At 63.2% G+C, this 19,980-nt stretch carries 17 protein-coding genes; 11 read left to right on the plus strand and 6 right to left on the minus strand.

Annotated elements, in window-relative coordinates:
- Positions 1–322: 322 nt before the first annotated feature.
- The 3 genes from ACFFXY_RS24525 to ACFFXY_RS24535 are packed head-to-tail and all read right to left on the minus strand — an operon-like array spanning position 323 to position 6,392.
- Positions 323–3,457 (minus strand): type I restriction endonuclease subunit R, encoded by a 3,135-nt coding sequence (locus ACFFXY_RS24525; RefSeq protein ID WP_382357003.1) that lies wholly within the window; start codon positions 3,455–3,457, stop codon positions 323–325.
- A complete protein-coding gene (locus ACFFXY_RS24530; protein WP_382356813.1) occupies positions 3,457–4,629 on the minus strand; it encodes a restriction endonuclease subunit S in 1,173 nt (390 codons plus the stop codon). Before ACFFXY_RS24530 ends, ACFFXY_RS24525 begins: the two co-directional genes overlap by 1 nt.
- 17 nt (positions 4,630–4,646) lie before the next feature.
- Positions 4,647–6,392, minus strand: a complete 1,746-nt coding sequence (locus tag ACFFXY_RS24535; RefSeq protein WP_382356815.1) for an N-6 DNA methylase — start codon at positions 6,390–6,392, stop codon at positions 4,647–4,649.
- Positions 6,393–6,905: 513 nt separating this feature from the next.
- On the opposite strand from ACFFXY_RS24535, the gene ACFFXY_RS24540 reads away from it, so the two are divergent.
- The 7 genes from ACFFXY_RS24540 to ACFFXY_RS24570 all read left to right on the plus strand — a co-directional run bounded on the left by ACFFXY_RS24540 (position 6,906) and on the right by ACFFXY_RS24570 (position 9,752).
- Positions 6,906–7,571, plus strand: a complete 666-nt coding sequence (locus ACFFXY_RS24540; RefSeq protein ID WP_382356817.1) for a Scr1 family TA system antitoxin-like transcriptional regulator — start codon at positions 6,906–6,908, stop codon at positions 7,569–7,571.
- Between the two features lie 52 nt (positions 7,572–7,623).
- The gene (locus ACFFXY_RS24545; protein ID WP_382356819.1) at positions 7,624–7,752 is read left to right on the plus strand and encodes a hypothetical protein; all 129 of its coding nucleotides are present in this window, start codon (positions 7,624–7,626) and stop codon (positions 7,750–7,752) included.
- Complete coding sequence (locus ACFFXY_RS24550; protein ID WP_382356821.1) at positions 7,749–7,949, plus strand: DUF397 domain-containing protein; 201 nt, start codon at positions 7,749–7,751, stop codon at positions 7,947–7,949. The genes ACFFXY_RS24545 and ACFFXY_RS24550 overlap by 4 nt, the downstream gene beginning before the upstream one ends.
- Before the next feature lie 127 nt (positions 7,950–8,076).
- Complete coding sequence (locus ACFFXY_RS24555) at positions 8,077–8,355, plus strand: DUF397 domain-containing protein (RefSeq protein WP_382356823.1); 279 nt, start codon at positions 8,077–8,079, stop codon at positions 8,353–8,355.
- 220 nt (positions 8,356–8,575) lie between these two features.
- A complete protein-coding gene (locus tag ACFFXY_RS24560) occupies positions 8,576–8,896 on the plus strand; it encodes a hypothetical protein (protein WP_382356825.1) in 321 nt (106 codons plus the stop codon).
- Positions 8,893–9,330 (plus strand): hypothetical protein, encoded by a 438-nt coding sequence (locus tag ACFFXY_RS24565; protein ID WP_382356827.1) that lies wholly within the window; start codon positions 8,893–8,895, stop codon positions 9,328–9,330. The genes ACFFXY_RS24560 and ACFFXY_RS24565 overlap by 4 nt, the downstream gene beginning before the upstream one ends.
- A complete protein-coding gene (locus tag ACFFXY_RS24570) occupies positions 9,327–9,752 on the plus strand; it encodes a hypothetical protein (RefSeq protein WP_382356829.1) in 426 nt (141 codons plus the stop codon). Before ACFFXY_RS24565 ends, ACFFXY_RS24570 begins: the two co-directional genes overlap by 4 nt.
- Before the next feature lie 31 nt (positions 9,753–9,783).
- Here the strand turns inward: ACFFXY_RS24570 and ACFFXY_RS24575 are convergent, their stop codons facing one another.
- Positions 9,784–14,598, minus strand: a complete 4,815-nt coding sequence (locus ACFFXY_RS24575) for a DEAD/DEAH box helicase (RefSeq protein WP_382356831.1) — start codon at positions 14,596–14,598, stop codon at positions 9,784–9,786.
- 201 nt (positions 14,599–14,799) lie between these two features.
- Between ACFFXY_RS24575 and ACFFXY_RS24580 the strand changes: the two genes are divergently transcribed.
- Positions 14,800–15,768 carry a DUF4268 domain-containing protein gene (locus tag ACFFXY_RS24580; protein WP_382356833.1) on the plus strand — a complete coding sequence of 323 codons (969 nt, stop codon included), beginning with the start codon at positions 14,800–14,802 and terminating at the stop codon, positions 15,766–15,768.
- Between the two features lie 104 nt (positions 15,769–15,872).
- On the opposite strand, the gene ACFFXY_RS24585 is transcribed toward ACFFXY_RS24580, so the two are convergent.
- Positions 15,873–16,298, minus strand: coding sequence for an ADP-ribosylation/crystallin J1 (locus ACFFXY_RS24585; protein WP_382356835.1), 426 nt, complete (start codon positions 16,296–16,298; stop codon positions 15,873–15,875).
- 89 nt (positions 16,299–16,387) lie between these two features.
- Positions 16,388–17,254 carry a hypothetical protein gene (locus ACFFXY_RS24590; protein WP_382356837.1) on the minus strand — a complete coding sequence of 289 codons (867 nt, stop codon included), beginning with the start codon at positions 17,252–17,254 and terminating at the stop codon, positions 16,388–16,390.
- A 289-nt stretch (positions 17,255–17,543) separates the two neighbouring features.
- On the opposite strand from ACFFXY_RS24590, the gene ACFFXY_RS24595 reads away from it, so the two are divergent.
- The 3 genes from ACFFXY_RS24595 to ACFFXY_RS24605 are packed head-to-tail and all read left to right on the plus strand — an operon-like array spanning position 17,544 to position 19,977.
- Entirely contained in the window at positions 17,544–18,002 is a 459-nt protein-coding gene (locus tag ACFFXY_RS24595) for a hypothetical protein (RefSeq protein ID WP_382356839.1), read from the plus strand.
- Positions 17,999–19,048, plus strand: coding sequence for a hypothetical protein (locus tag ACFFXY_RS24600; RefSeq protein WP_382356841.1), 1,050 nt, complete (start codon positions 17,999–18,001; stop codon positions 19,046–19,048). The genes ACFFXY_RS24595 and ACFFXY_RS24600 overlap by 4 nt, the downstream gene beginning before the upstream one ends.
- The gene (locus ACFFXY_RS24605) at positions 19,045–19,977 is read left to right on the plus strand and encodes an NAD(P)-dependent oxidoreductase (RefSeq protein ID WP_382356843.1); all 933 of its coding nucleotides are present in this window, start codon (positions 19,045–19,047) and stop codon (positions 19,975–19,977) included. The genes ACFFXY_RS24600 and ACFFXY_RS24605 overlap by 4 nt, the downstream gene beginning before the upstream one ends.
- The last annotated feature ends 3 nt before the right edge of the window (positions 19,978–19,980 follow it).

The raw sequence follows: 19,980 nt of genomic DNA on the forward strand, positions 1-19,980 counted from the left end.
GAATCACCCAAGTGCAGATAGTGAACCAAGGCCACCGCAGCCTCCGCCAATCGGCGGACAAACCTCTCGCTTTCTCAGTTCGAACCCCTCCCTGGGATCTTGAAGTCGGAGTTTGACCGGGCTATCGACGACATCGTGTCGGGGCGGGCGCTGGCATCGCATTGCCACACGTACATGATTTGCGTCTGGCATCATCCTGAACCTCAGCCACGGGACGGTCTCCATATCGGGGGACCTCATCAAGCACATACAGTCGTTTCGTGGGGGTGGCGGCGGTGCGACCGGGTGGTCGTTCACCGATGCGGCTCACCCCTCACACTGCTCACACATCAGCCTGCTGGTCGATCGCGGCTTCGTAGAAAGCGTCGGCGAGTGCGGCGATGACGGCGCTGATGCCGGGACCGTCGCTGAAGAAGTAGTCGGCCATCGTGTTGTGAGCCTCCTGGTTCTCGACCACCACCTCGGTGACGGCCGCCTGGAAGTCCTGGGACTCCATGAACTGCTTCTTCGAGTTCACCTTCGCCTGGTTGATCAGGTCCGGATGGTCGAGGAGGCGCTGCACCAGCCCGAGTACGAACTCACTGATCTGGGACTGGGTGAACGACTCGGCGCCGAACAGGTCGTTCATCTTGTCGATGACGACTTGGAGCGCGACGTACTTCGGCTCCTTGCGGGCGCCCGTGCCGGCGGCGCCGATGCCCTTCAGCTCGCCGTTGCCCTTCCACGAAATGTCGATCGCGTCTCGCTTGCTGTGCTTGACGCCGACGAGGACGACGTCGGAGAGGTCCACTTCCGCGGCCCACGAGGTGTCTGCGATGACCTTCTCCAGGAGCCGCAGGAAGATCGAGAGCATCTCCATGTACGGGTCGCCGTAGTCGATGATCTGGCTCATGAAGTCGTAGAGCCGGACGTAGGTGGCGATGTCCTTGCGGAACAGGTCGAGGGTGTTGAGGGTGACCTTGTCTTCGGCTTCGATCGCGGCGGCGTAGCGGCGGGCGAAGTCGTTCTTGGCCGGGCCGATCGCAGCCGAGAGCGCGTTGTTGCCCTTGCGGCCGAGCCACAGTTCGGCGACCTCGCGTACCTGCTCTCGCGTGTAGATCCCGGCCTGTTCGAGTTTGGTGGAGAGGTGAACGACGATGTACGGGTCGGTCTCGGTCTCGAGGGTGGCGTTGGTGAAGTACGGCTCGAAGGCCGTCTGGATGTCCTCGGGCTTGTTCACAAAGTCGATGACGAACGTCTTGCGCTTCTGCTCCCCGCCTGCGGTGCGGTGCGTGCGGTTAAGCCGCGAGAGAGTCTGCACGGCGGTGACGCCCGAGAGCTTCTTGTCGACGTACATCGCTGACAGCAGCGGCTGGTCGAACCCGGTCTGGAACTTGTTGGCGACCAGCATGATCGTGTAGGTGGTGCCTTTGAAGGCGGCGCCCAGGTCCGATCCGGCACCGGGGTTCATGTTGGCTTCCGTGAACTCGTCGTCCCTGCTGGGCCGCGGCCCCCAATCCGAGCCCCACTCCTCGTCCTCGGCCATCGTCACCGAGCCGGAGAAGGCGACAAGGGTGCGGTAGTTGTACGAGCTGTCCTGGGCGGCCCGCTTGGCGATGTAGGCGTCGATCGACCTCTTGTACTTCACCGCGGCCTTGCGAGAGCCGGTCACGACCATTGCCTTCGCCTTGCCCTCCAGCAAGTCGGCGACGTTGGCGTGGAAGTGCTCGACGATGATCTGCACCTTCTGGCTGATGTTGGTCGGGTGCAGCTGCACCCATTTCATCAGGCCCTTCTTCGCCGTGGCTTCCTCGACCAGGCCGCCGTCGCCGCTCTGGGCCCGGCCGGCGATCTTCAGCGCGGTGTCGTAGGTCTGGTAGCCCCTGAGCACGTCGAGGATGTAGCCCTCCTCGACGGCCTGCCGCATCGAGTACAGGTGGAACTCGACCTTCTTGCCGTCAGGGCCTTCGCGACCGAACAGCTCCAGGGTCTTGTTCTTCGGCGTCGCGGTGAATGCGAAGTAGGAGATGTTCTTCGACTCGGCCCGCTCGGTCATCTCCGCGGCCAGGATCGTCTCAACGTCAATCTCACCACTTTCTTCGATCTCCTCGACCTGCTCGGCGGTCAGCACGGCCTTGAGCTTGGATGAGATCTGCCCGGACTGCGACGAGTGGGCCTCGTCGGCGATCACCGCGAACCGCTTGCCTTTCAAGCCCTTGTCGGCCCGGATCTCGTCGAGGGCGAACGGAAAGGTCTGCACCGTCACCGCGATGATCAGCTCGCCGTTCTTCAACGCGGTCGCCAGCAGCCCGGACTTCGACTTCGCGCCCGCTTTGCGGACGTCCTCCGGGCTGATCGTGGCCACGATGTTCCCCGACCCGTCGATCTGCCGGATCGCGTCCTGAAGCTGCCCGTCGAGCACGGTGCGGTCCACGACCACGATCACCGAGTCGAAAACCTTCTCGTCGTCCACGTGCAGCCGCGCCATCCGGTGCGCGGTCCAGGCGATGGTGTTGGTCTTCCCCGAGCCCGCGGAGTGCTCGATCAGGTAGCGGTGCCCCACCCCTTCCTCGCGTACTGCGCCTTCGAGGTTCGTCACGGCCTCCCACTGATGGAACCGCGGGAAGAGCATGCTCGTGCGGCGTACGGAGGTGCCGGTTGCGACGTCCCACTCCTCCTTTGTCTCGACAATCATCAGTCGGCCGATGATGTTGAGCCAAGCGTGCTTCTCCCAGACCCGCTCCCACAGGTACGCCGTCGAGGAGCGTCCGTCCGTGCCGGGCGGGTTCCCCGCTCCGTTGTCGTGACCGGTGTTGAACGGCAGGAAGTGCGTCTTCTCGCCCTCCAGGCGGGTGGTCATCGCGGCGAGGTTGTTGGAGACAGCGAAGTGCACCAGCGCCCGGTGCCCAAACGACAACAGCGGCTCCGACCGGCCGTTGGTCATCGGGTGCCGGTCTTTGCGGTACTGGTTGATCGCCGCATCGAGGGACTGGGTGAAATCGGTCTTCAACTCGACGGTGGCGACAGGGAGTCCGTTGACGAAGAAGACCAGGTCGATGCTGCGCTTGTCGGCGGTGGAGAAGTGCACCTGCCGCATCACACGTAGTCGCATCGCCGCATATTGAGCGACGGTGGTCGCGTTCATGCTGGTCTCGGGCTGGAACTGCGCCATTTTCAGGCGGCCGCCGCCGATGTACTGCACGCCGTTGCGGAGGATGTTCAGTGTTCCGCCGCCGTGTTCGAAGGGCTTGTCGAGCGCCGTGGTCAGCACGTCGAGGAACTTCGCCCGCGATCCTGCGGCTCTCAGCGCCTTCGCATGGGCCGTCGGCTGGGTCTCCTCCAGCCACGCGAAGAGATCCTCGGGGAACAGGGCACGCTCTTGGTCATAGTCAGTGTCGTTCACCGAGTACAGCCACCCGTGAGCGGCCAAGTACTCGCAGATCTCGGACTCGAGAACGACCTCATGGTGATCGGCCATCACGCCATCTCTCGTACGTCGATTTGGCCTGTCACCGCCGCTGTGATCAGGGCCGAGCACCGCTCACGAGACAGCCCGACAAACCGCTCAGTCTCTTCGATCAGCGTGTCGATCTTCGAAGTCCGCTCATCTAGAAATTGAGCGATGCGACGCTGCACATCTATCGGCGGGAACGGAATTGGCGTCCGTGCCAAGGTACCGAGATTCAAACGGCGGAACGTTGCCCCCATAATTTGGTGGTCCCAGTATTCAGAGGTGTGCCGTGACAGCAGTGCCCACACGACGAACCGTGTATCTACCAAGTCTGGCCGTAGCGCTACGCGCACCATGTCGCGTGTCAAGTTCGCGCCTGTCAGCTCATCCGCCACAACGGCGACCTTCCCGTACGCTGGCCCAATCGAAACGACAACATCCCCACCAGAGAGAACTGTCCGTTGATAGGCACTTGCAATCTCAGGAGCTGTCGTTCGTAGGGCATTTCGCTCAAGGGATACGCCCTCACCAGTGATATCTGAGGGGCCAATATAGGGAATCCCTCCATCGACCGGGTCGCCGCACTGAAGAATCCCGTAACTCATGGGTCTCTCATGGTCGACGAGCCGTCTAAGGCGCGTCATTTCGTGGCCTTCCAACGCCTCCGAGATCATCACAATCCGCCGCTCGCGGAGCAGCTCGATTAGGCGTAGCTGCTCCTCAATGAGCGTGGCAATGCGGGCGGTCTCACCGTCGAGGAATTCAGCAATGGAGCGCTGCTCGTCGTAGCCTGGAATGTAGGCGTCGATCGTCTTCAACACCGAGAATGGCACCTCAGTGGTCCGAACGTTGACCTGGTCGCCTGCTCCAATCCCCCGCTCGCGCTTGACGAGTTCCTCGGTAAACCACGACGACTTCATCAGGTAAGTGATGAAATGTGGGTCTATTCCTTGGCGCGGTCGCATGACCTCATAGTGGTAGGTCACCAGGCCGTCCTCAGCTGCGACGCCCATGGCCCCAGCCCGGATGCTCATCTTGTTAAAGACAATGTCGTTAGCCCGACATAGCTTGTAGTTGTCGAGGGACTCCGCCCGTGATGGAGCGTCCGTCAACTCACTCCGTCGGATGACGCCCCGTGTCTGGGACACCGACATGAGCGGAAGGTTTATGCCGGGAAATCGCTCGTCGATCTTCTCCATTGCGTGTCCAAAGCGCGTCACTGCTCCACCTCCCGCAGCAGATCGAGGATCGTGACGACCTGTTTCTCCAGATCGGCATCGATCTCAGCGAGGGGGCGGGGCGGGACGTACTTGTAGAAGTGGCGAGTGAAGGGGATCTCGTAGCCGATCTTGACCTTGGCCGAGTCGATCCAGGCATCAGGGACATGCGGCTTCACCTCGGCGTCGAAGTACGCCTGGATAACCTCGTCCTGGCCGGTAGCTCCCGCGGTCGAGCCGCCATAGGTGAACGGGACGTTCTCGGTGTCGCGCTTCTTCGTGTCCGGCTTGGGTTTGCCCTTGCGGTCCACGACCGGCTTGCCGTTCTCGTCGAAGAGGGGGCGCTCGACGGTGATGGTCCAGTAGCCGAACTCGTCGGGACGCAGCACCTTCGAGAAATCCTGGTCAGCGGCGGTGAAGTCGTCGTACAGCTTGACAACCTTGGCGCGGTCGGCGTCGCTGATCTCGCGGCCCTTGGAGCCGAGGTTCTTGCGCATCTTGGTCCAGAATGAGGTGCCGTCGATAAGCTGGACCACGCCCTTGCGTTCGGGCCGCTTGGCGTTGTCGAGGATCCAGATGTAAGTGGCGATGCCCGTGTTGAAGAACATGTTCGTCGGCAGCGCGACGATGGCGTCGACCAGGTCGTTCTCCAGTAGCCACCTGCGAATGTTGGAGGGTCCGGACTCGGCGGCGCCATTGAAGAGCGGCGAGCCGTTCATCACGATGCCGGCTCGGCCGCCGCCGTCCTCCGGTGCCCGCATCTTGTGGGCCAGGTGGAGCAGGAACAGCATCTGCCCGTCCGAGGTGGACGGGAGGCCGGGAGCGAACCGGCCATAAGGACCGGCCTGGTCCCGCTCGGCCGTGACCGCCTTGGCGTACTGCTTCCAGTCGACGCCGTAGGGCGGGTTGGACATGCAGAAGTCGAACTGGCGGCCCTTGAACTCATCATCCGTCAGCGTGTTACCGAAGGCGATATTGGTCGCGTCGTGGCCCTTGGCCAGTAGGTCGGACTTGCAAATCGCATACGACTGCGGATTGTACTCCTGGCCGTACAGGCTCAATCTCGCGTCGGGATTGCCCGCAAGCAGGTGCTCCTCGGCCACGGTAAGCATGCCGCCGGTGCCAGCAGTGGGGTCGTACAGCGTGCGGACGATGCCTGCCTCCGTCAGGTCGGCGTCCTTGTCTGCGAAGAGCAAATCGACCAGTAGCCGGATCGCATCGCGTGGGGTGTAGTGGTCACCGGAGGTCTCGTTCGCGGCCTCGTTGAACTTGCGAATGATGTACTCGAACGCGTCGCCCATGTCGGCGTTGGAGACGACGTCCGGGTGCAAGTCAACGGCCTTGAAGGACGTGATGACCTCGCGCAGGAGTTCCGCCTTCTCCAGGGCGAGGATCTGCTTCTTGAAGTCGAAGTACTCGAACACGTCGACATCGGGCGAGAATCGGTCGATGTAGTCGGCGAGGTTGTCCGCCAGCCCGTCGGCGTCGGCCAGCAGGTTCGCGAAGGAGTAGTTCGAGGTGTTGTAGAAGGGCCTGGCGGTCGCCTTCTTGACCTCGATTTTGAGGCGGTTGGGGTTGTCGTGCTTCGCCGCCAGCTCGCGTACCGTCTCGCGGTCGGGCTCGAGGATGCAGTCGAGGCGTCGCAGGATCGTGAGCGGGAGGATCACGTTGCCGTACTGGTTCGGGCGGTATGGGCCCCGAAGTTGATCGGCGATCGACCAGATGAAGCTACCGAGGGCGCTCACATTGCTCCTTACAAGGTTCACTCGACGACAAAGACTGGCCTTCCAGCGTAAGCCCATGCCCGTCGGCCGGACCGACACCGGCGCTCGAGCGTCGGCGACAGGTGCGTAAAGAGACATCCTCGCGCATCGCCGCGCCTCGCGTGCGACCGGCTTGCGACCGTGACCGGCTCAATCCGAACCATCCTGGGGTCTTCCGGACTGCCGTCGACCCATTACCCGCGGCGGAGCGGATCTGGAAGAGGCGAGCCTTACTGGCGATCATCGCAGGCATCTTTCATCCACGTCGCCTGTGCCCCGCCTTGACGGACCGCAATACGCGCAGGTACCGAGCGCCGCCAGCCGGTCGAAGTCGACGTGACCGAGGGGCGTTCATATGATCTGAGACCCACCATCGAGAGCCGAAGCCGCGCAACCGAACTCAGCGCCAGTCGGATTTCCGACACTATCCGACACGCGTACGATGCCCCGGATGATCTTGTAATCGACTGATCACGATCTCTACAATTTCTGTCCATGACGGAAAGCGACGATGCGACTCCCGGCACGCCCCCGCTCATGGAACTGGCTCGTCAGCTCATCTCAGAGCGGACCCGGCCGAGGGACTACTACCCGCGAGGGTACGAGCGAACCGAGATTCCGCGCGATATCTGCTCACCGAAGACCCTGGGCCGCCTGGAGTCAGGCCGGTACCGCGGACTCAAACTCGGTACGGTGCTCGCGCTGGCGAACTTTTACCGGACTCCACCCGCGCTCACCGATCACATGGCGAACCTCGTGAAAGCGGCCAGAGCGAACGACTGGTGCCGAGAGTACGCAACCTTGGACGACAACGGCTGGTTCTATCAGCAGTGCGAGGACAACGCCTCTTACCTGGCGTTTCACTCATATTCTCTGCTTCCTTCGCTCATCCAAGGCCCCGCCTACTACCGGCTGATCAGAGGCACCACGAAGGTCAACTTCGGTGAAGATCCCGACTGGGATAGCGGGCTCGAGTTCCGCATGGAGCGACGAGAACGATGGATCGCGTCCGAGCGCCCCGCGCTCACCGTCATGAGCGAGGCCGCCTTGGCAGTCGACCTCGGTCCGGAGCGAAACGAGATCCTGGCCGATCTGCGCAAGATCGCAGCCTTGCCGTTCGCAGACATCCGAGTTCATCCCTTTCTCTGCCAGTCTCTATGACCTGCAACCGTGGACACTCAAGCTGCTGGAGTACGACGGTGGCGAGGAGACCGTGATCTACGTCGAGTCGCCACAGGGCTCAGGGTTCGTCTCGACGGACTCGACGCGAGGTAAGTTCTTCACCGGTGGCCTCAAGGTGGCATCAGGTCACTCAATCGAACTGGAGGACTTCCTGAAATGATTGAAATCGGGCCGTGGCGCAAGTCCAGTCGTAGCCCCAACAACCAGAATGACAACTGCGTCGAGGTGCGCCTCAACGGCGAGACCCCGCAGGTGTCCGACAGCAAGCTGGCCGACGACCGCCCCATTCTCACCGTCAGCGCGAGCAGCTACAACGGCCTGCTCGCCTGGGTGAAGGCCTCCCCCGCGCAGTCGTGAGTCCACCGGCCCGGCGTGGAGGCCAGCGGGCCGAGGACTCACCCGACACAGCACCACTGATCGCGACGGCGGCGGAGCCCGAGAGCCCGCCGCCTGTCGCTTCTCCCCCAGCACCCCGAGGAGCGCCATGAACGAGCCGGTCCGCGAACACCCCCTCAAGGGGCAGTTCGACACCGCCGCCGCGCGCTGGGTGCGTCCCGATGCCGATGACGGCACTCCCGGCGAGCTTGAGATCGGGTTCGCCACGAACGGACTCGTCGCGATGCGCCGGACCGACGACCCCGAAGGCACGATCCTGATCTACACGCCCGACGAGTGGGAGGCGTTCGTCGGCGGCGTCCGCGACGGCGAGCTGGACCTGAGCGTCCTCGCCGAGGACGCCCGGAACGCCGCAGGCCCGAAGTAACGCGCGTCCTCTTCCGAACGGCCCTCGGGACAATTCGCATGGACATTCTGTCCCTCACCGCTTGGCCGTTCCAGCTGTCGATCCGGCACGACTGACCGACCCGCCGGCCAGTTTCCATCGTTGTGCCATCGTTTCCCCTGCTCTTAGGCTTGTCGCCAGACCCAGTCGAGAACTACTGAGGTCCACAAGCGACTCATCTAGGGCATTCGGGAGCGACGCGATGACACGAGGGCAGCGACCACCGCTGGAACCCGGCCGGGTCCTGGGCCAGTTCGTCAATTCCTCCGGGACGACCTTCGTGCTGCGCGCCAGCGCGGGCGGGCACCGGATCGGGGTCCGCCTGCATCACGGCGAAGGACCGGAGATCGCGATCGTGCGCCTGCCGTTCGACCCGTCCACCCGGCTCATCCGCTGGCAGGGGCTGCTGTGGTCGTCGAGTCCGGCCGAATGGAGGCAGGAGGTCAAGCATCTGGCCTTCGCGGCCGTCGATGCGATGCTCGGCGGCATCCAGGAGCGGCCCGAGGACGAGGTCCAGCGGTGACGGGCTTCTCCGATCTCCTCGCGCGCAGCGTCTTCACGCTGCGGCTCGATCTTTCAGACGCCGCCGTCGATGGTGGGGACGGCGGTCCCGGAAGCGGCGGCGCGTCGCCTGCTTCCACCGGCGCGGCCGCGGCCGATGCGGTTCCTCCCGATGCCGCGGCCGCGCCGGACCTACGAGCGGGCGGCTATCGGGCCGTCGTCTTCCATCAGCTTCGACCCGACACCGTCAACGGCCTGGACTTGGTGGGGTCCAGGCGCCGCGTCACGGTGTCATGCTGCCTCTGCCCCAGCGTGTTCCGTTTCCCCGCCTCGGGCTACGGGGAAATGGCGCGCCGGGTCGAGGCAGCCGGGTGGCACTACTCGCCAGGGCTTCACCTCCACGAACGCGCCTGGTGTCCCGATTGCCGCCCGAACGCCGGGAAGGCCGTCGATTGAACGCTCGACACGATCGACCTGATCGCCTCCCGGCGGGGCCGGCCGCCGCGCGCATCGCTGACCCGGTGCGGCGGCCGGCCCGTTCCTCCTGGCTGGTCGCGCTGGGGTGCGTCGATGTCGACGGCCTGGCGGTGGAGCTGGCGTGGTCGCGCTGGTCGGACACCGTGCTGGCTGACTTCCGCGAAGGTGAGTCGCGTCGGATCGGGACCGCCGTAATCGGGCACAGGGACGAGCCGGTGTTCGTGGCGCAGCCCGACCATCTCGACTGGTTGGGATACCAGGACCGGGCGGCTCGAATCCTCGAGTTCGCGGTAGCGCTGTACCGGGGAGGCTTCGGCCGTCAGGAGGCGTCCGACCCGTCGTGGTCGCGGCGGGCCTCCTCCGCGACGAACATTGGCCAAGGCGAATTACCGGCGCCGTAACATCCGCCGCTGGACGCATGCGGCTTCGGCGTCATTGATCCGGCAGTATCTCCAGCGGCGGGAGGGCGTCCACGATCGCCGTGGTCTCCAGGCTGACGGTCACGATGCGCTTGAGCAGGTCGATGATGTAGCGCGGGTCGTCAGACCAGTCGTTAGGGTCGTTGACGATACCGCTGGCCTTGTCGGTGCGGACGTAGTAGCGGTCCATGATCCACTCGATGGCCGAACGGGAGCCGATCTGGTAGCGATAGGCGGCTTCCGGGATGTCCGTGAGCGTGACGTGGGAGTTGTAGACGATCCGGGTGCGGTCCTGTCGGGATGCGAATCGCATCTTGCGGTCGACGCGGTAGAGGTCCGCGGGATCGGCCAGCTTAGCTTCGCCAACGATCTCTCGGATGCCGGAATACGGCTCGACCGATTCGTAGGCGAGGTGCAGCCGCATGAGGCGGTCGCCCGAACGGGCAAATTCATGGAACTGTGCGACTTTGGGGATTCGCGGTAGCGACTTCTTCAGATCCGCTTCGAACTCCGACCGGTACTCCGGCGAGTGCAGAATGCCGTAGACGTAGTGGAAGATGTCGTCCTTCGAAATCGAGTCGTCTCGGTAGGTCTCCCGGTAGTCACTGAGGGCGGTGTCCGTGATGTTGTCCGATCGTTCGTAACCCCCGATTGCATTGCCAAAGGCCAGAGAATCGGGACCGACACGGTGATAGGCGTAGCGAGCGAAGAGCGGTCCGACGCTCATGGTTCCTACGGCGTGCAGGTCCGGGACACTGTCGATCGCAAGCACGGAGAACGGCTCTTCAGAACCGGTGCCAGTCGTATAGAAACCCATATTGCCGAGGTCGGGTTCGGGGAACACTCGTTCCAGCTGGTAGACACAGTCGCTGGTCTCTGTCGTGAGGTAGACATGCTGTTTCATAAATGGGCGGTAGGTCGCTTCAAAGACCCTATGCTCGTTGAACCGTAGCCGCACACCTCTTAGCAGTCTTCTCCGATCCGCCCTGTTCCAACTGAATTGACTCCCGGTAGCGGCGAAGAGCTGACCGCCCACCGCGGCGTCTCCCTTGAAGGATTCCAGTCGCTCCACTCGATCGTTGTAGAAGTCGATCATCGTTTGCACGCTATGTCTCAGCGATGGGTCGGTGAAGCTGTACACCCATGCGTCTCGCCCCGTCTTGAGTCCGCAGGTATGCGTCTCGAAGATCGGCATCGACATGGTCTTCGCGGTCTTGTCGCCCAGAGCACGGAAGCTTTGAAATCGTTTGTCCCTTACGTTGATCCAATCTCCGTCCGCTTCCGCGTCAAGCTGCTGCCACCCGAAAGCATCCAGACCCTGTGCTCGGATGAGGTCGGTCCCATTCGCCACGATCTCCAGTTTGCGCTTCCGGTCGTGGTAGTCGCCGATGTCCCGATAGTAGAGATGGCACGCTTCCCCTCCCGCCGCGCTGCCGCCCTTGACAAGCAGGAGCACGGCAACCCCTGCCCGGCTGTTGGAACCGAAGATCTTGCCGCCCTCCTTCTTCGAGAGTTCGCCGGCGGTCCGCTGGTTGCCTCGAAGATTGAGGCAGTAGATCGCGTCGAATTCCTCGGTGAGGGCGCGGCGCAGGCCAGCTGCGGTGTTCCCGTCGATGAACCCGTTGTTCACGACGAGGCAGATCACGCCATCGTCCTCGATACGGTCACTCGCCCAGCGGAGTGCTCGCACATACGTGTCGTAGAGCGAGTTCTTGTTCGTAGCGGTCGACTTAGCCGCGTAGGTCTCGCGAATGCGACGGTCGAGGCTGGCATACTTCAGGTTCTGGTTGCCGTCGTTCTCGCTGTTCTGTCCGACCGAGTACGGCGGATTACCGGTGATGGCAATGATCCGCGAACTCTGCTGGCGCACCGCGCGCTTGGTGTTGCCTCCGAGCACATCGTCCGCGGCTTCAGTAGCTCCCTCGTAGAGTTGGAACGTGTCGGTCAGGACGATGCCATCGAACGGCTGGTACGCAGCCTCCTCGGACCTGCTGTGGAACGCCTCCTCGATGTTGACGGCGGCGATGTAATAGGCGAGCGGGACGATCTCGTTCGCGTGGAGCTCACTGCCGTACTTCCTTTCGAGATCCTCGGGGCGGATGAGGTCCGATTGCAGGAGCCGGACGAGGAAGGATCCAGTGCCCACGAACGGGTCGATCACCTGCACCCCTTCATCGCTCAGCGAGGCACCGAGGTACTTCCGCAGCGCTTGATCGGTGAGATGAAGGGCGAAGTCGACGACTTCGACCGGTGTGTAGACGATGCCGAGCCTGTCTGAGACCTGGGGCATGGCGTTCTTGAAGAACTGCTCGTACAGCTCTAGAAGGATCTTCTGCCGCCCCGCAGGGTTGTCGATGCCCTCGATGCGGACTCGGATCTGCTCGTAGAACCGTTTGAGTTCGTCTCGCTCCGTGTCTAGTGCCTGATCACCGAGTGCTTCGAGCACCGTGTCCAATGCTTTCGAGACCGGGTTGTACTCGGCGAACTCGTACCGTTCGAAGAGCGCGTCGAAGACCGGCTTCGTGATCAAGTGCTGCGCGAGCATCTCGACAGCATCGTGCTCTGAGATGGAGGGGTTGAGGTTCGAACGCAAGGCTGCAACGAACGTGTTGAACACGACTCGCTTGCCCGGGAGCTCAACGGCGGTGTTAATGCGGGCCATGTGGTCGCCCGCAATGTCCGCTATCTTCTTGGCCCACTCCTTCCAGTAGACCCGTGTGCCGACCTTCTGCACGATCCGTGCGTAGATGGCGTCGCGCCAGTCCTCGACCGATGCCATACCGCTGCGGGCGGCCTGCACGAGGTTCCCAAGGTCGCTCGGGTCGTCGTCGGCGGCGATGTGCCCAGCGAGAATCCGATCAGAGCGGGACTTGTTGAGGCCGATCCGGTTGATTTCGGCGTTGAATCGATCGTCATGCGAGCGAAGGGCATTGAGAACCTGCCATACGGCCTTGTAGCGCTCGTTGTCATCGAGGGCCTCGTTCGGAGGTACGCCTTCCGGAATGGCGACGGAGAGGATGATGTAGCCGTAATCCTTGCCAGGAGCCCGCCGCATTACACGTCCCACGGCCTGGATGATGTCGATGATCGAGTTGCGCGGGTGCAGGAACAGCACCGCGTCGAGCGCCGGCACGTCCACACCTTCGGACAGGCATCGGGCGTTGGAAAGGATGCGAGCCGTGCGTTCACCGGGTTCGGCCTTCAGCCATTCGAGGGCTCTGCCGCGCTCCAGGGCGTTCATCGTTCCGTCGACGTGCTCGACCTCGCAGCGCAGACTCTCCTCGGCGGTTCCGCCGAGTCGCTCGGTCACCTGCGAGAAGATTTCGGCCAGGTGCTTTGACGCAGCGATGTTCTGCGCGAAGGCGACGGCACGCCGCATGGGCGCCTCGCCGGGGCGAAATCCGCTCTCTGCGATCGAGGGCCCGAGGCGCTTGGACAGCCCGTTCCAGACTCCGATCACCTTGGCGGCGTCGGCCACGTTGAGTTCCATGTTGTCGTCGGCGAGTTCCACCTGCAAGGTTCTGGCCGCATAACTCGCATCGACGCCCAACACCATGACCTTGTAATCCGCGAGCAGACCGGCCTCGACCGCCTTCCCGAAGCCCAACTCATGGAACTCGGGCCCGAACCTCGCCTCGTCGTCCATCGAGCAGAGCTCGACGCTCGCCCGCTGGGCGTCCGCTTTGGCGGGCTCGGTGAAGATCCGCGGCGTCGCGGTCATGTACAGGCGCCGCTCGGCGGCGATGTACTGCGGGTCGTGGATCCGGGTGAAGTTGGACTCGTCCCGCCCGGCGAGCATTGCGCCGGTGGTGCGGTGCGCCTCGTCGCAGACGACGAGGTCGAAGGCGTCCAGACCTGAAGCCTGAGCATTGGCGATGACGGGCAGCGACTGGTATGTGCAAAAGACCGCGGTCATTCCAGGCCCGTAGTCGCCACTGCGGATCCGATCGGCGAGCTTTGCTGCGTTCGTGGTGGCGGGCAAGGCGAGATCGTGCACCGCTTGGTCGCCGGAGTCGGACAGTCTGGACTGCTTCGAGACCTTCGGGTCTGAACACACCGCGAAGGGCCGCAGAGCAGCCTCGGCCTCGGTGACCCATTCGCGCATGGTCTGGGACAGCAGGGCGATCGACGGCACCAAGACCAGCACACTGATGGGATCTTCATGTGCGGAGGCAAGCCGTTCAGCGATCTTGAGCGAGGTCAGGGTCTTGCCGGTGCCGCAGGCCATGGTCAAACGACCACGGTCGTGCGTCTCGAACCCGGCGAGCACGGCTTCGATAGCCTCATCTTGATGCGGCATGGGCGCCTTCTTGGCGCGCAGATAGCGCGGCCCGAGACGCTCCCCTGCGGCCCACGCGTGCTCGGAGGCGACCTTGCTCCAGTCGATCGGGCTCGTATCGAGCTGGGACATGCCGACCCTGGTCACCTCGACCTGCTGGTCCGCGAGGGCGGCCTCGGCGTTCGGGCCCCATTTGTCGGTGCTGGACACGATGATCCGTCGGTTGATGCCCTTCTTGCCCGAGGCGGTGAAGAAGGAGTCGATGTCGGCTTTGCGGATCACCTTGTCCGGCTCGTAGAACTTGCACTGAATCGCGCAGAACTCTTCGGATCCGGCCTCTCGCGCCACGAGATCGATGCCGATGTCGGTGGCATTGTCCTCGGCGAGAGGGGAGTCGGACCACATCCACACCTCAGAAAACTGCTGCCGCCATTGCGGATCAGTGCGGAAGAAGGCGAGCATAAGCTGCTCGAAACGTCTGCCTCGTTCCGCATTGGTCTGCGACGCAACTCGAATGTGGTCAAGGATGTCCCGAACGCTTCCGGTCATGACGCTGCCTCCCTTGGGAAGAAACGGCGTCAGACTTACCCCCACTTTGCGTAACGCCCTCACTACATGAAGGACGTTAGCGTATCCGCACTCTCTGTACAACCCTCAGAACAAGACTGAGCAGATGGACGCTGTGTGGATTCCAGAGCAGCCTCCCTGGCGGACCATGTCGAGTTCCGTGGGCGAGGCTAATCTGGAACGATGAACGGCGATCCCCTCGTCGCCCGCCTTGAAGCGGTCGATCTGCGCGAAATCTGGCACCACGAGGCACATCACTTCACTCCTTGGCTATTGAACAACGCCGATGCACTGGCCGAGGCGCTCGGCATGGAGTTGGAACTCGAGCAGGCAGAGCACCCGGTCGGCGACTTCTCGCTCGACCTCATCGGCACTGACCTCTCAACTGGTGACCGCGTGATCATCGAGAACCAGCTCGCCGATACCGACCACAACCATCTCGGCCAGCTGCTGACCTACGCTGCGGGGACCAATGCGGCGGCCGTCGTCTGGATCGCATGGAGCTTCCGCGAGGAACACCGCAGGGCACTGGACTGGCTCAACGAGCGCACTGACTCCGACACCCGGTTCTTCGGCATCGCCGTCCGTGTCTGGCGCATCGGGGACTCGGCTCCCGCGTTGCAGTTCAACGTGGTCGCAGCCCCGAACGACTGGGGGAAACGCGTCCGGTCGACCGCCGCGGCCCAGCAGCGCGGCGAGGGGAAGCGACCGCTCTACCTTGCGTTTTGGGAACAGCTGACCAATGCGATCAGCCAGCGCGGTCATGGATGGTGCCGCCCCGGTCGTAGGAACTCGGTCAACTGGATCGACTTCTCGACCGGGGCGCCTCGCGGGACGCAATACGGGATGAGTTTCACCCGGGATTCACTGCGCTCCGAGCTCTACCTGCACAACCGAGAGCAGATCGAGCCGTCAATGAGTTTCGAACGCTTCCTTGAGCGCCGGGCAGCGCTGGAGACCTCCTACGGTAGTTCGCTCAAGTTCGAGGCGCTCGAGGGCAGGAAGGCGAGCAGGATCGCCGACTACCGACTGGGTTCGATCGAGGACACCGACGCCTGGCCGGAGTTCATCGACTGGTTCATCGATGCGCAGAGGCGGCTCCGATCCGCAGTCGAGACCGTCGGGAGAGCGTCAGCACCTTCCGGCGATTGACCCGAGCAGAGCCGTCCTCACCAGTTTATCTAGGTTTGAGTCCGTCGGACACCGCCCTGACCTGCGGGTATAGGTTCCCGTACGCCTCGATTATTCCTGGAGGACTAGAAGTGTCCGGATCGGGCAGTCCGGGCCATTTCGTTGTCTCTGGGCTTACCGGTTTCGGCCTTCGGAGTTTTGACGCGGTACTCGGCTACGACTTCGATGGGGCCGATGATGTGGCGGTTGAACTGCTCGAGTTCCTCGGAGGGGACCCAGAGTTCGAGGATGGTGCTGCCGCCGGCTTGTTGGACCGGGTAGCGCTCGGCGAAGGCACGGTCGACCTCGAAGCGGGTCACGTAGCCGACGCCGTCGCGGGGAGCGTTCCAGTCTCTGGCGATCTTGGCCGCGTAGTCCTCGTTGAGGACCGGGTAGAAGATCGGCTGCTCGGGGAGCCTCGGGGGCCAGGCGCTCCAGCCGGACTCTCGAACCAGCGCAAGCTCGGACGGTCCGCAAGGGCGCCAGAGGACCATGGTCTCGGAGTCGGTCATCGCGCAGGTTCCATTCTTAGAGGAAGTGGAACGACTCTGACATGCGCGAGGTCCGGGGTGCACCCGGGTTTACGGGTGGGCTTGAGGTCTCAGTCTTGCGACTCCGCCAGGAATGCCGCCAGTTCTGATCGGAGGTCTCGGGATCTGGTCGCGCTTCGAGTCGCCATCAGGTCGACGGCTTCCCAGGCGAGGCGCCAGTCGTCGTCCGCGGCCGCGTTCGTCAAGGCGGTGAGATCGGCTCGGTCGCGGATGCCGATGTAGGCCTGTTCGGAGGAGAAGGCGTCCATCGAGGCAAACTGGCCGGGCTCGGGCTGCCGGCCGGTGTCGCCGAGCGACAGGAGCATCAGGGCGATGAGGTGGCCGGTGCGGGCGACCCTGAATACCTGGCCTGGAAGAATTTCCAGCGGCTCGGCAGCGGCGGTGATCTCGGCTTCGATGCCGGATGCCGCGAAGACCAGGTCCACTTCGAGTTCACGTTCGCCGGTGTCGTCGACGAGGTGGGCTCCCGCGACGAGACCGTTGGGGTGGTGCTCGATCTCGAGGTGATTCGGGTCGGCCGGGCGGCCGTGCTCGTGGTCCCAGTTCTTGACCGACATCTGTTCGGTGACGCTGAGCAGGCGGAATCCTTGCTCTTCCAAGCCGTCAAGGATGCCGTGAGCGATCTGCTCGTTCCTGACGGCGAGGACCACGCCCGCGTGAGTCAAGTACGCGGGTTCGACCCGGACGGAGACCGCCAGGCTCCCGGTCAGAGCCCATGGTGCTTCGACTGCGTCGAACGCAGCGCCAAGCCGCGCATAAGAGCGCTCAAGCCCGTTCACGACGGCTGCGTCCGCTCCCTTGGAACGTTCAGTGATGCCGGGTCGATCCCGCTGCATGCTCATGCGCTGCATGCGTACGCGAGTCTCGTCCATCTCCCGGGCCAGCCGCAGCCGGTCGCCCGGAGTGAGTGATGCCATACCGCAAAGGGTATTTCACCTCCCCCGTGTTCGGTCGTTCGTGGGGTGTCGCGGAGATGCGGGGTGTCATACCATTGCGATATCACTTACGGCAGTTGTCATGTTACTGAAATGCACGCGTGGGATCGGACGCGCGACTGTCGCGTATCCGACACTTGAGCGGCACGTACGGGACCTTGAGGACAGTTCGCAAGCTGTGAAAATATCCGTAAGGGCAGACTCCTCTCAACTGCCCTGGAAAGTGGCACCGATGACTGGCCCGAGCAGTGATAGAAAGCCTCGGAGATCCGTGCCGGAGGCGTCGTCCGACGAGTGGATCGGGACGCAGATTGCGCGACACAGGCGCAAAGCGCGGCGCGTCTACCGGCTGGGGCTCGGGCTGCGCAGCATAATGCTCTTGTTCGCGCTGGTGGCGGTTCTTCCGGATTCGAGTCTCATCAAGTTCTCCGAGTATGCGGGGGCGTACGGTGCGGGTGTCACGATTGCAGGTCTACTCGGAGCATTGATGATAGTGGTGATCAAGTCACTGAAGATCTCAGAGACGCTCGATCATCTCCACGGTTCGATCGAATATCTCCAGGAACGCGAGACTTCTCTGCTGGGCAGTGATTCACTGACGAAACAGCTGGCCCGAATGGAGATCTCCAGAGAACTCGGCGCACGGGAGGCCGCGCACCGGCGGGGCGTGCTCGAACGGCTCGACGGCATCGTCGACGGCTGGCGCGATCCCGGAGGCGTGAACGAATGACGGCGCTCGGCTGCATAGGCATCATCGGAGAGACCGATCGGAACCCGCTGGTCGTACAGGCGCAGCATCTGACCGGCGGAGACGTCCTGCCGCTGCCGAAGGGCAGCCTCGTTTGCTGCACTGTCGACAGCTATCTCTCGTCGCTGCCGCAGATCCGGGAGCTCATCCGGTCGAACCCGCGGTACCGGTTCATCCTCACCATCGGCAGTTTCAACGCGATCCCGCGTCCCGAGTTCTTCGATCTTTACTGCGAATTCGCCATGTCGGGGCACCGGGGGCCGGGCGAGATACTGTTCTGCACGCAGACGTTCGCGATCAGCGGAGGCAGCCTGCGCATTCTGCCGATCGCCGATTACCTGCCCTTCACCATTGGGAACCTCGCCAGTCTGGAGGCATTGGCGACGCCGTTCGGAGCAGTGGAGAACTCCGACCTCTGGTACAGCAGGAGCAACGTCAATTACGTGGATCCGTACGACCGGTTCGACGCCATGACCCGCGGTTCGGAAATGGGGTTCTGGTATTCGCCTGAAGGCTTCATGTACCTGGCACACCAAGCGCTCTGCAATCGGGTCTACCGGACCAGATCGAGGCGCATAGTCGGGTTCTCACTGAGAGACCTCAAGTCCGATGAATTCGTGAAGCTGCTGTTCGTGTTCGAGATATTGGGCATTGACGTCAAATTGATCTACGAGGACGACTTCTCCCAGTTCACCGAGGACAGCGGTCTGTCCGGATTCAGGATCTTCTCCCGGGCCGGCGCGTACTCGTTCCTCAAGATCGGCGACGAGCTCTGCTACAGCGACAACGTCTCGGTCGCCGACTCGATCACCGCAGGCCAGGCGGAACTGCTCGGGCTCCTGTGCGTCCACGACTCCGTCGAGTCGTTCATGGTGCGGTTCCAGCAGATCATCCCCAAGCCGGATAAGGGCGCCTGGCGACGCAGGGCGCTCAAGGCAAAACGCCTCATCGACCGGTTCAATCCCTACCCGCTGACCATGAAGCACGCCGTCCTCGACGAGTTCGTCACCCAATGGAGGTCCATATGAAATCGGTGAAGATCCTGGGCAGGACGAACCTGCGGCAACCCCAGATCGATCGCTTGGCATCGATATGCGACCTTGAAGTGCACGAATCGAACGTGTTGAATCGTTCCATCGACGAGGTGATCCGGCGTGCCGCCGGAGCGGAGATCGTCCTGATCAACGCCTTCACCCCGATGGACAGGCGCGCAGTGGAATCCCTTCCCGAGCTGCGTGCGGTCGTCTCGTGCTCGGCGGGCATCGACCACGTGGACGTGGACGCCTGCAAGGAGGCGGGCATCCGCGTCCACTGGTTCCCCGGCTACTCGGCGCGGACGCTCGCCGAGAAGACGCTGGCGTTCATCCTGATGGGGCTGAACAGGATCCTGCCCGCGGTGCAGAGTGTGCGGACCGGTGAATGGGACTACTTCGCGTTCCAGGGCAGGGAGGCGCCGCGGCGCGTAGTCGCCGTGCTCGGGTACGGCGCGACGGGCAGGATCGTGCGCCAATTGTGCGAGGCGCTGGGGTTCATGGTCGAGACCGTCAACTCCCGCACCTCGGGCTACGACATCCGGCGGATTCTCACGCGGGCCGACATAGTGACCCTCCACCTGGCGCTGAACCCTGCGACCGAACAGTACCTGCGGGCCGAGACGCTCGATCTCCTCAAAGACGACGTCATCATCGTGAACACCGCCCGCGGCGGCCTGATCCACGACCGCGATCTGGTCGAGTTCCTGCGCGTGCATCCGAATGCGACGGCGTTCCTGGACGTGCTGGACACCGAGCCGATGCCGAGGAACAGCGACTACCGGGGCGTCGCGAACGCGGTGGTGACCCCGCACATCGGCTGGAACTCGGTCGAGGCGGACGCCCGTCTCGCGGACCAGACCATGGACAAGCTCATCGACCTCATCGAGCAGCCCGTGGCAGCGTCCCACGGCAACGCGCATTAGGAG

This window comes from Glycomyces mayteni (assembly GCF_042428885.1).
Classification (GTDB): Bacteria; Actinomycetota; Actinomycetes; order Mycobacteriales; family Micromonosporaceae; genus Glycomyces; species Glycomyces mayteni.

What these genes read in the sequence shown, in the direction of transcription:
- ACFFXY_RS24525 (WP_382357003.1), bottom strand. Translation starts at nt 3,457, where the DNA reads ATGGCCGATCACCATGAGGTCGTTCTCGAGTCCGAGATCTGCGAGTAC.
- ACFFXY_RS24590 (WP_382356837.1), bottom strand. Translation starts at nt 17,254, where the DNA reads ATGGCATCACTCACTCCGGGCGACCGGCTGCGGCTGGCCCGGGAGATG.
- ACFFXY_RS24585 (WP_382356835.1), bottom strand. Translation starts at nt 16,298, where the DNA reads ATGACCGACTCCGAGACCATGGTCCTCTGGCGCCCTTGCGGACCGTCC.
- ACFFXY_RS24555 (WP_382356823.1), top strand. Translation starts at nt 8,077, where the DNA reads ATGAACGAGCCGGTCCGCGAACACCCCCTCAAGGGGCAGTTCGACACC.
- ACFFXY_RS24550 (WP_382356821.1), top strand. Translation starts at nt 7,749, where the DNA reads ATGATTGAAATCGGGCCGTGGCGCAAGTCCAGTCGTAGCCCCAACAAC.
- ACFFXY_RS24560 (WP_382356825.1), top strand. Translation starts at nt 8,576, where the DNA reads ATGACACGAGGGCAGCGACCACCGCTGGAACCCGGCCGGGTCCTGGGC.
- ACFFXY_RS24605 (WP_382356843.1), top strand. Translation starts at nt 19,045, where the DNA reads ATGAAATCGGTGAAGATCCTGGGCAGGACGAACCTGCGGCAACCCCAG.
- ACFFXY_RS24540 (WP_382356817.1), top strand. Translation starts at nt 6,906, where the DNA reads ATGACGGAAAGCGACGATGCGACTCCCGGCACGCCCCCGCTCATGGAA.
- ACFFXY_RS24575 (WP_382356831.1), bottom strand. Translation starts at nt 14,598, where the DNA reads ATGACCGGAAGCGTTCGGGACATCCTTGACCACATTCGAGTTGCGTCG.
- ACFFXY_RS24600 (WP_382356841.1), top strand. Translation starts at nt 17,999, where the DNA reads ATGACGGCGCTCGGCTGCATAGGCATCATCGGAGAGACCGATCGGAAC.
- ACFFXY_RS24580 (WP_382356833.1), top strand. Translation starts at nt 14,800, where the DNA reads ATGAACGGCGATCCCCTCGTCGCCCGCCTTGAAGCGGTCGATCTGCGC.
- ACFFXY_RS24530 (WP_382356813.1), bottom strand. Translation starts at nt 4,629, where the DNA reads ATGGAGAAGATCGACGAGCGATTTCCCGGCATAAACCTTCCGCTCATG.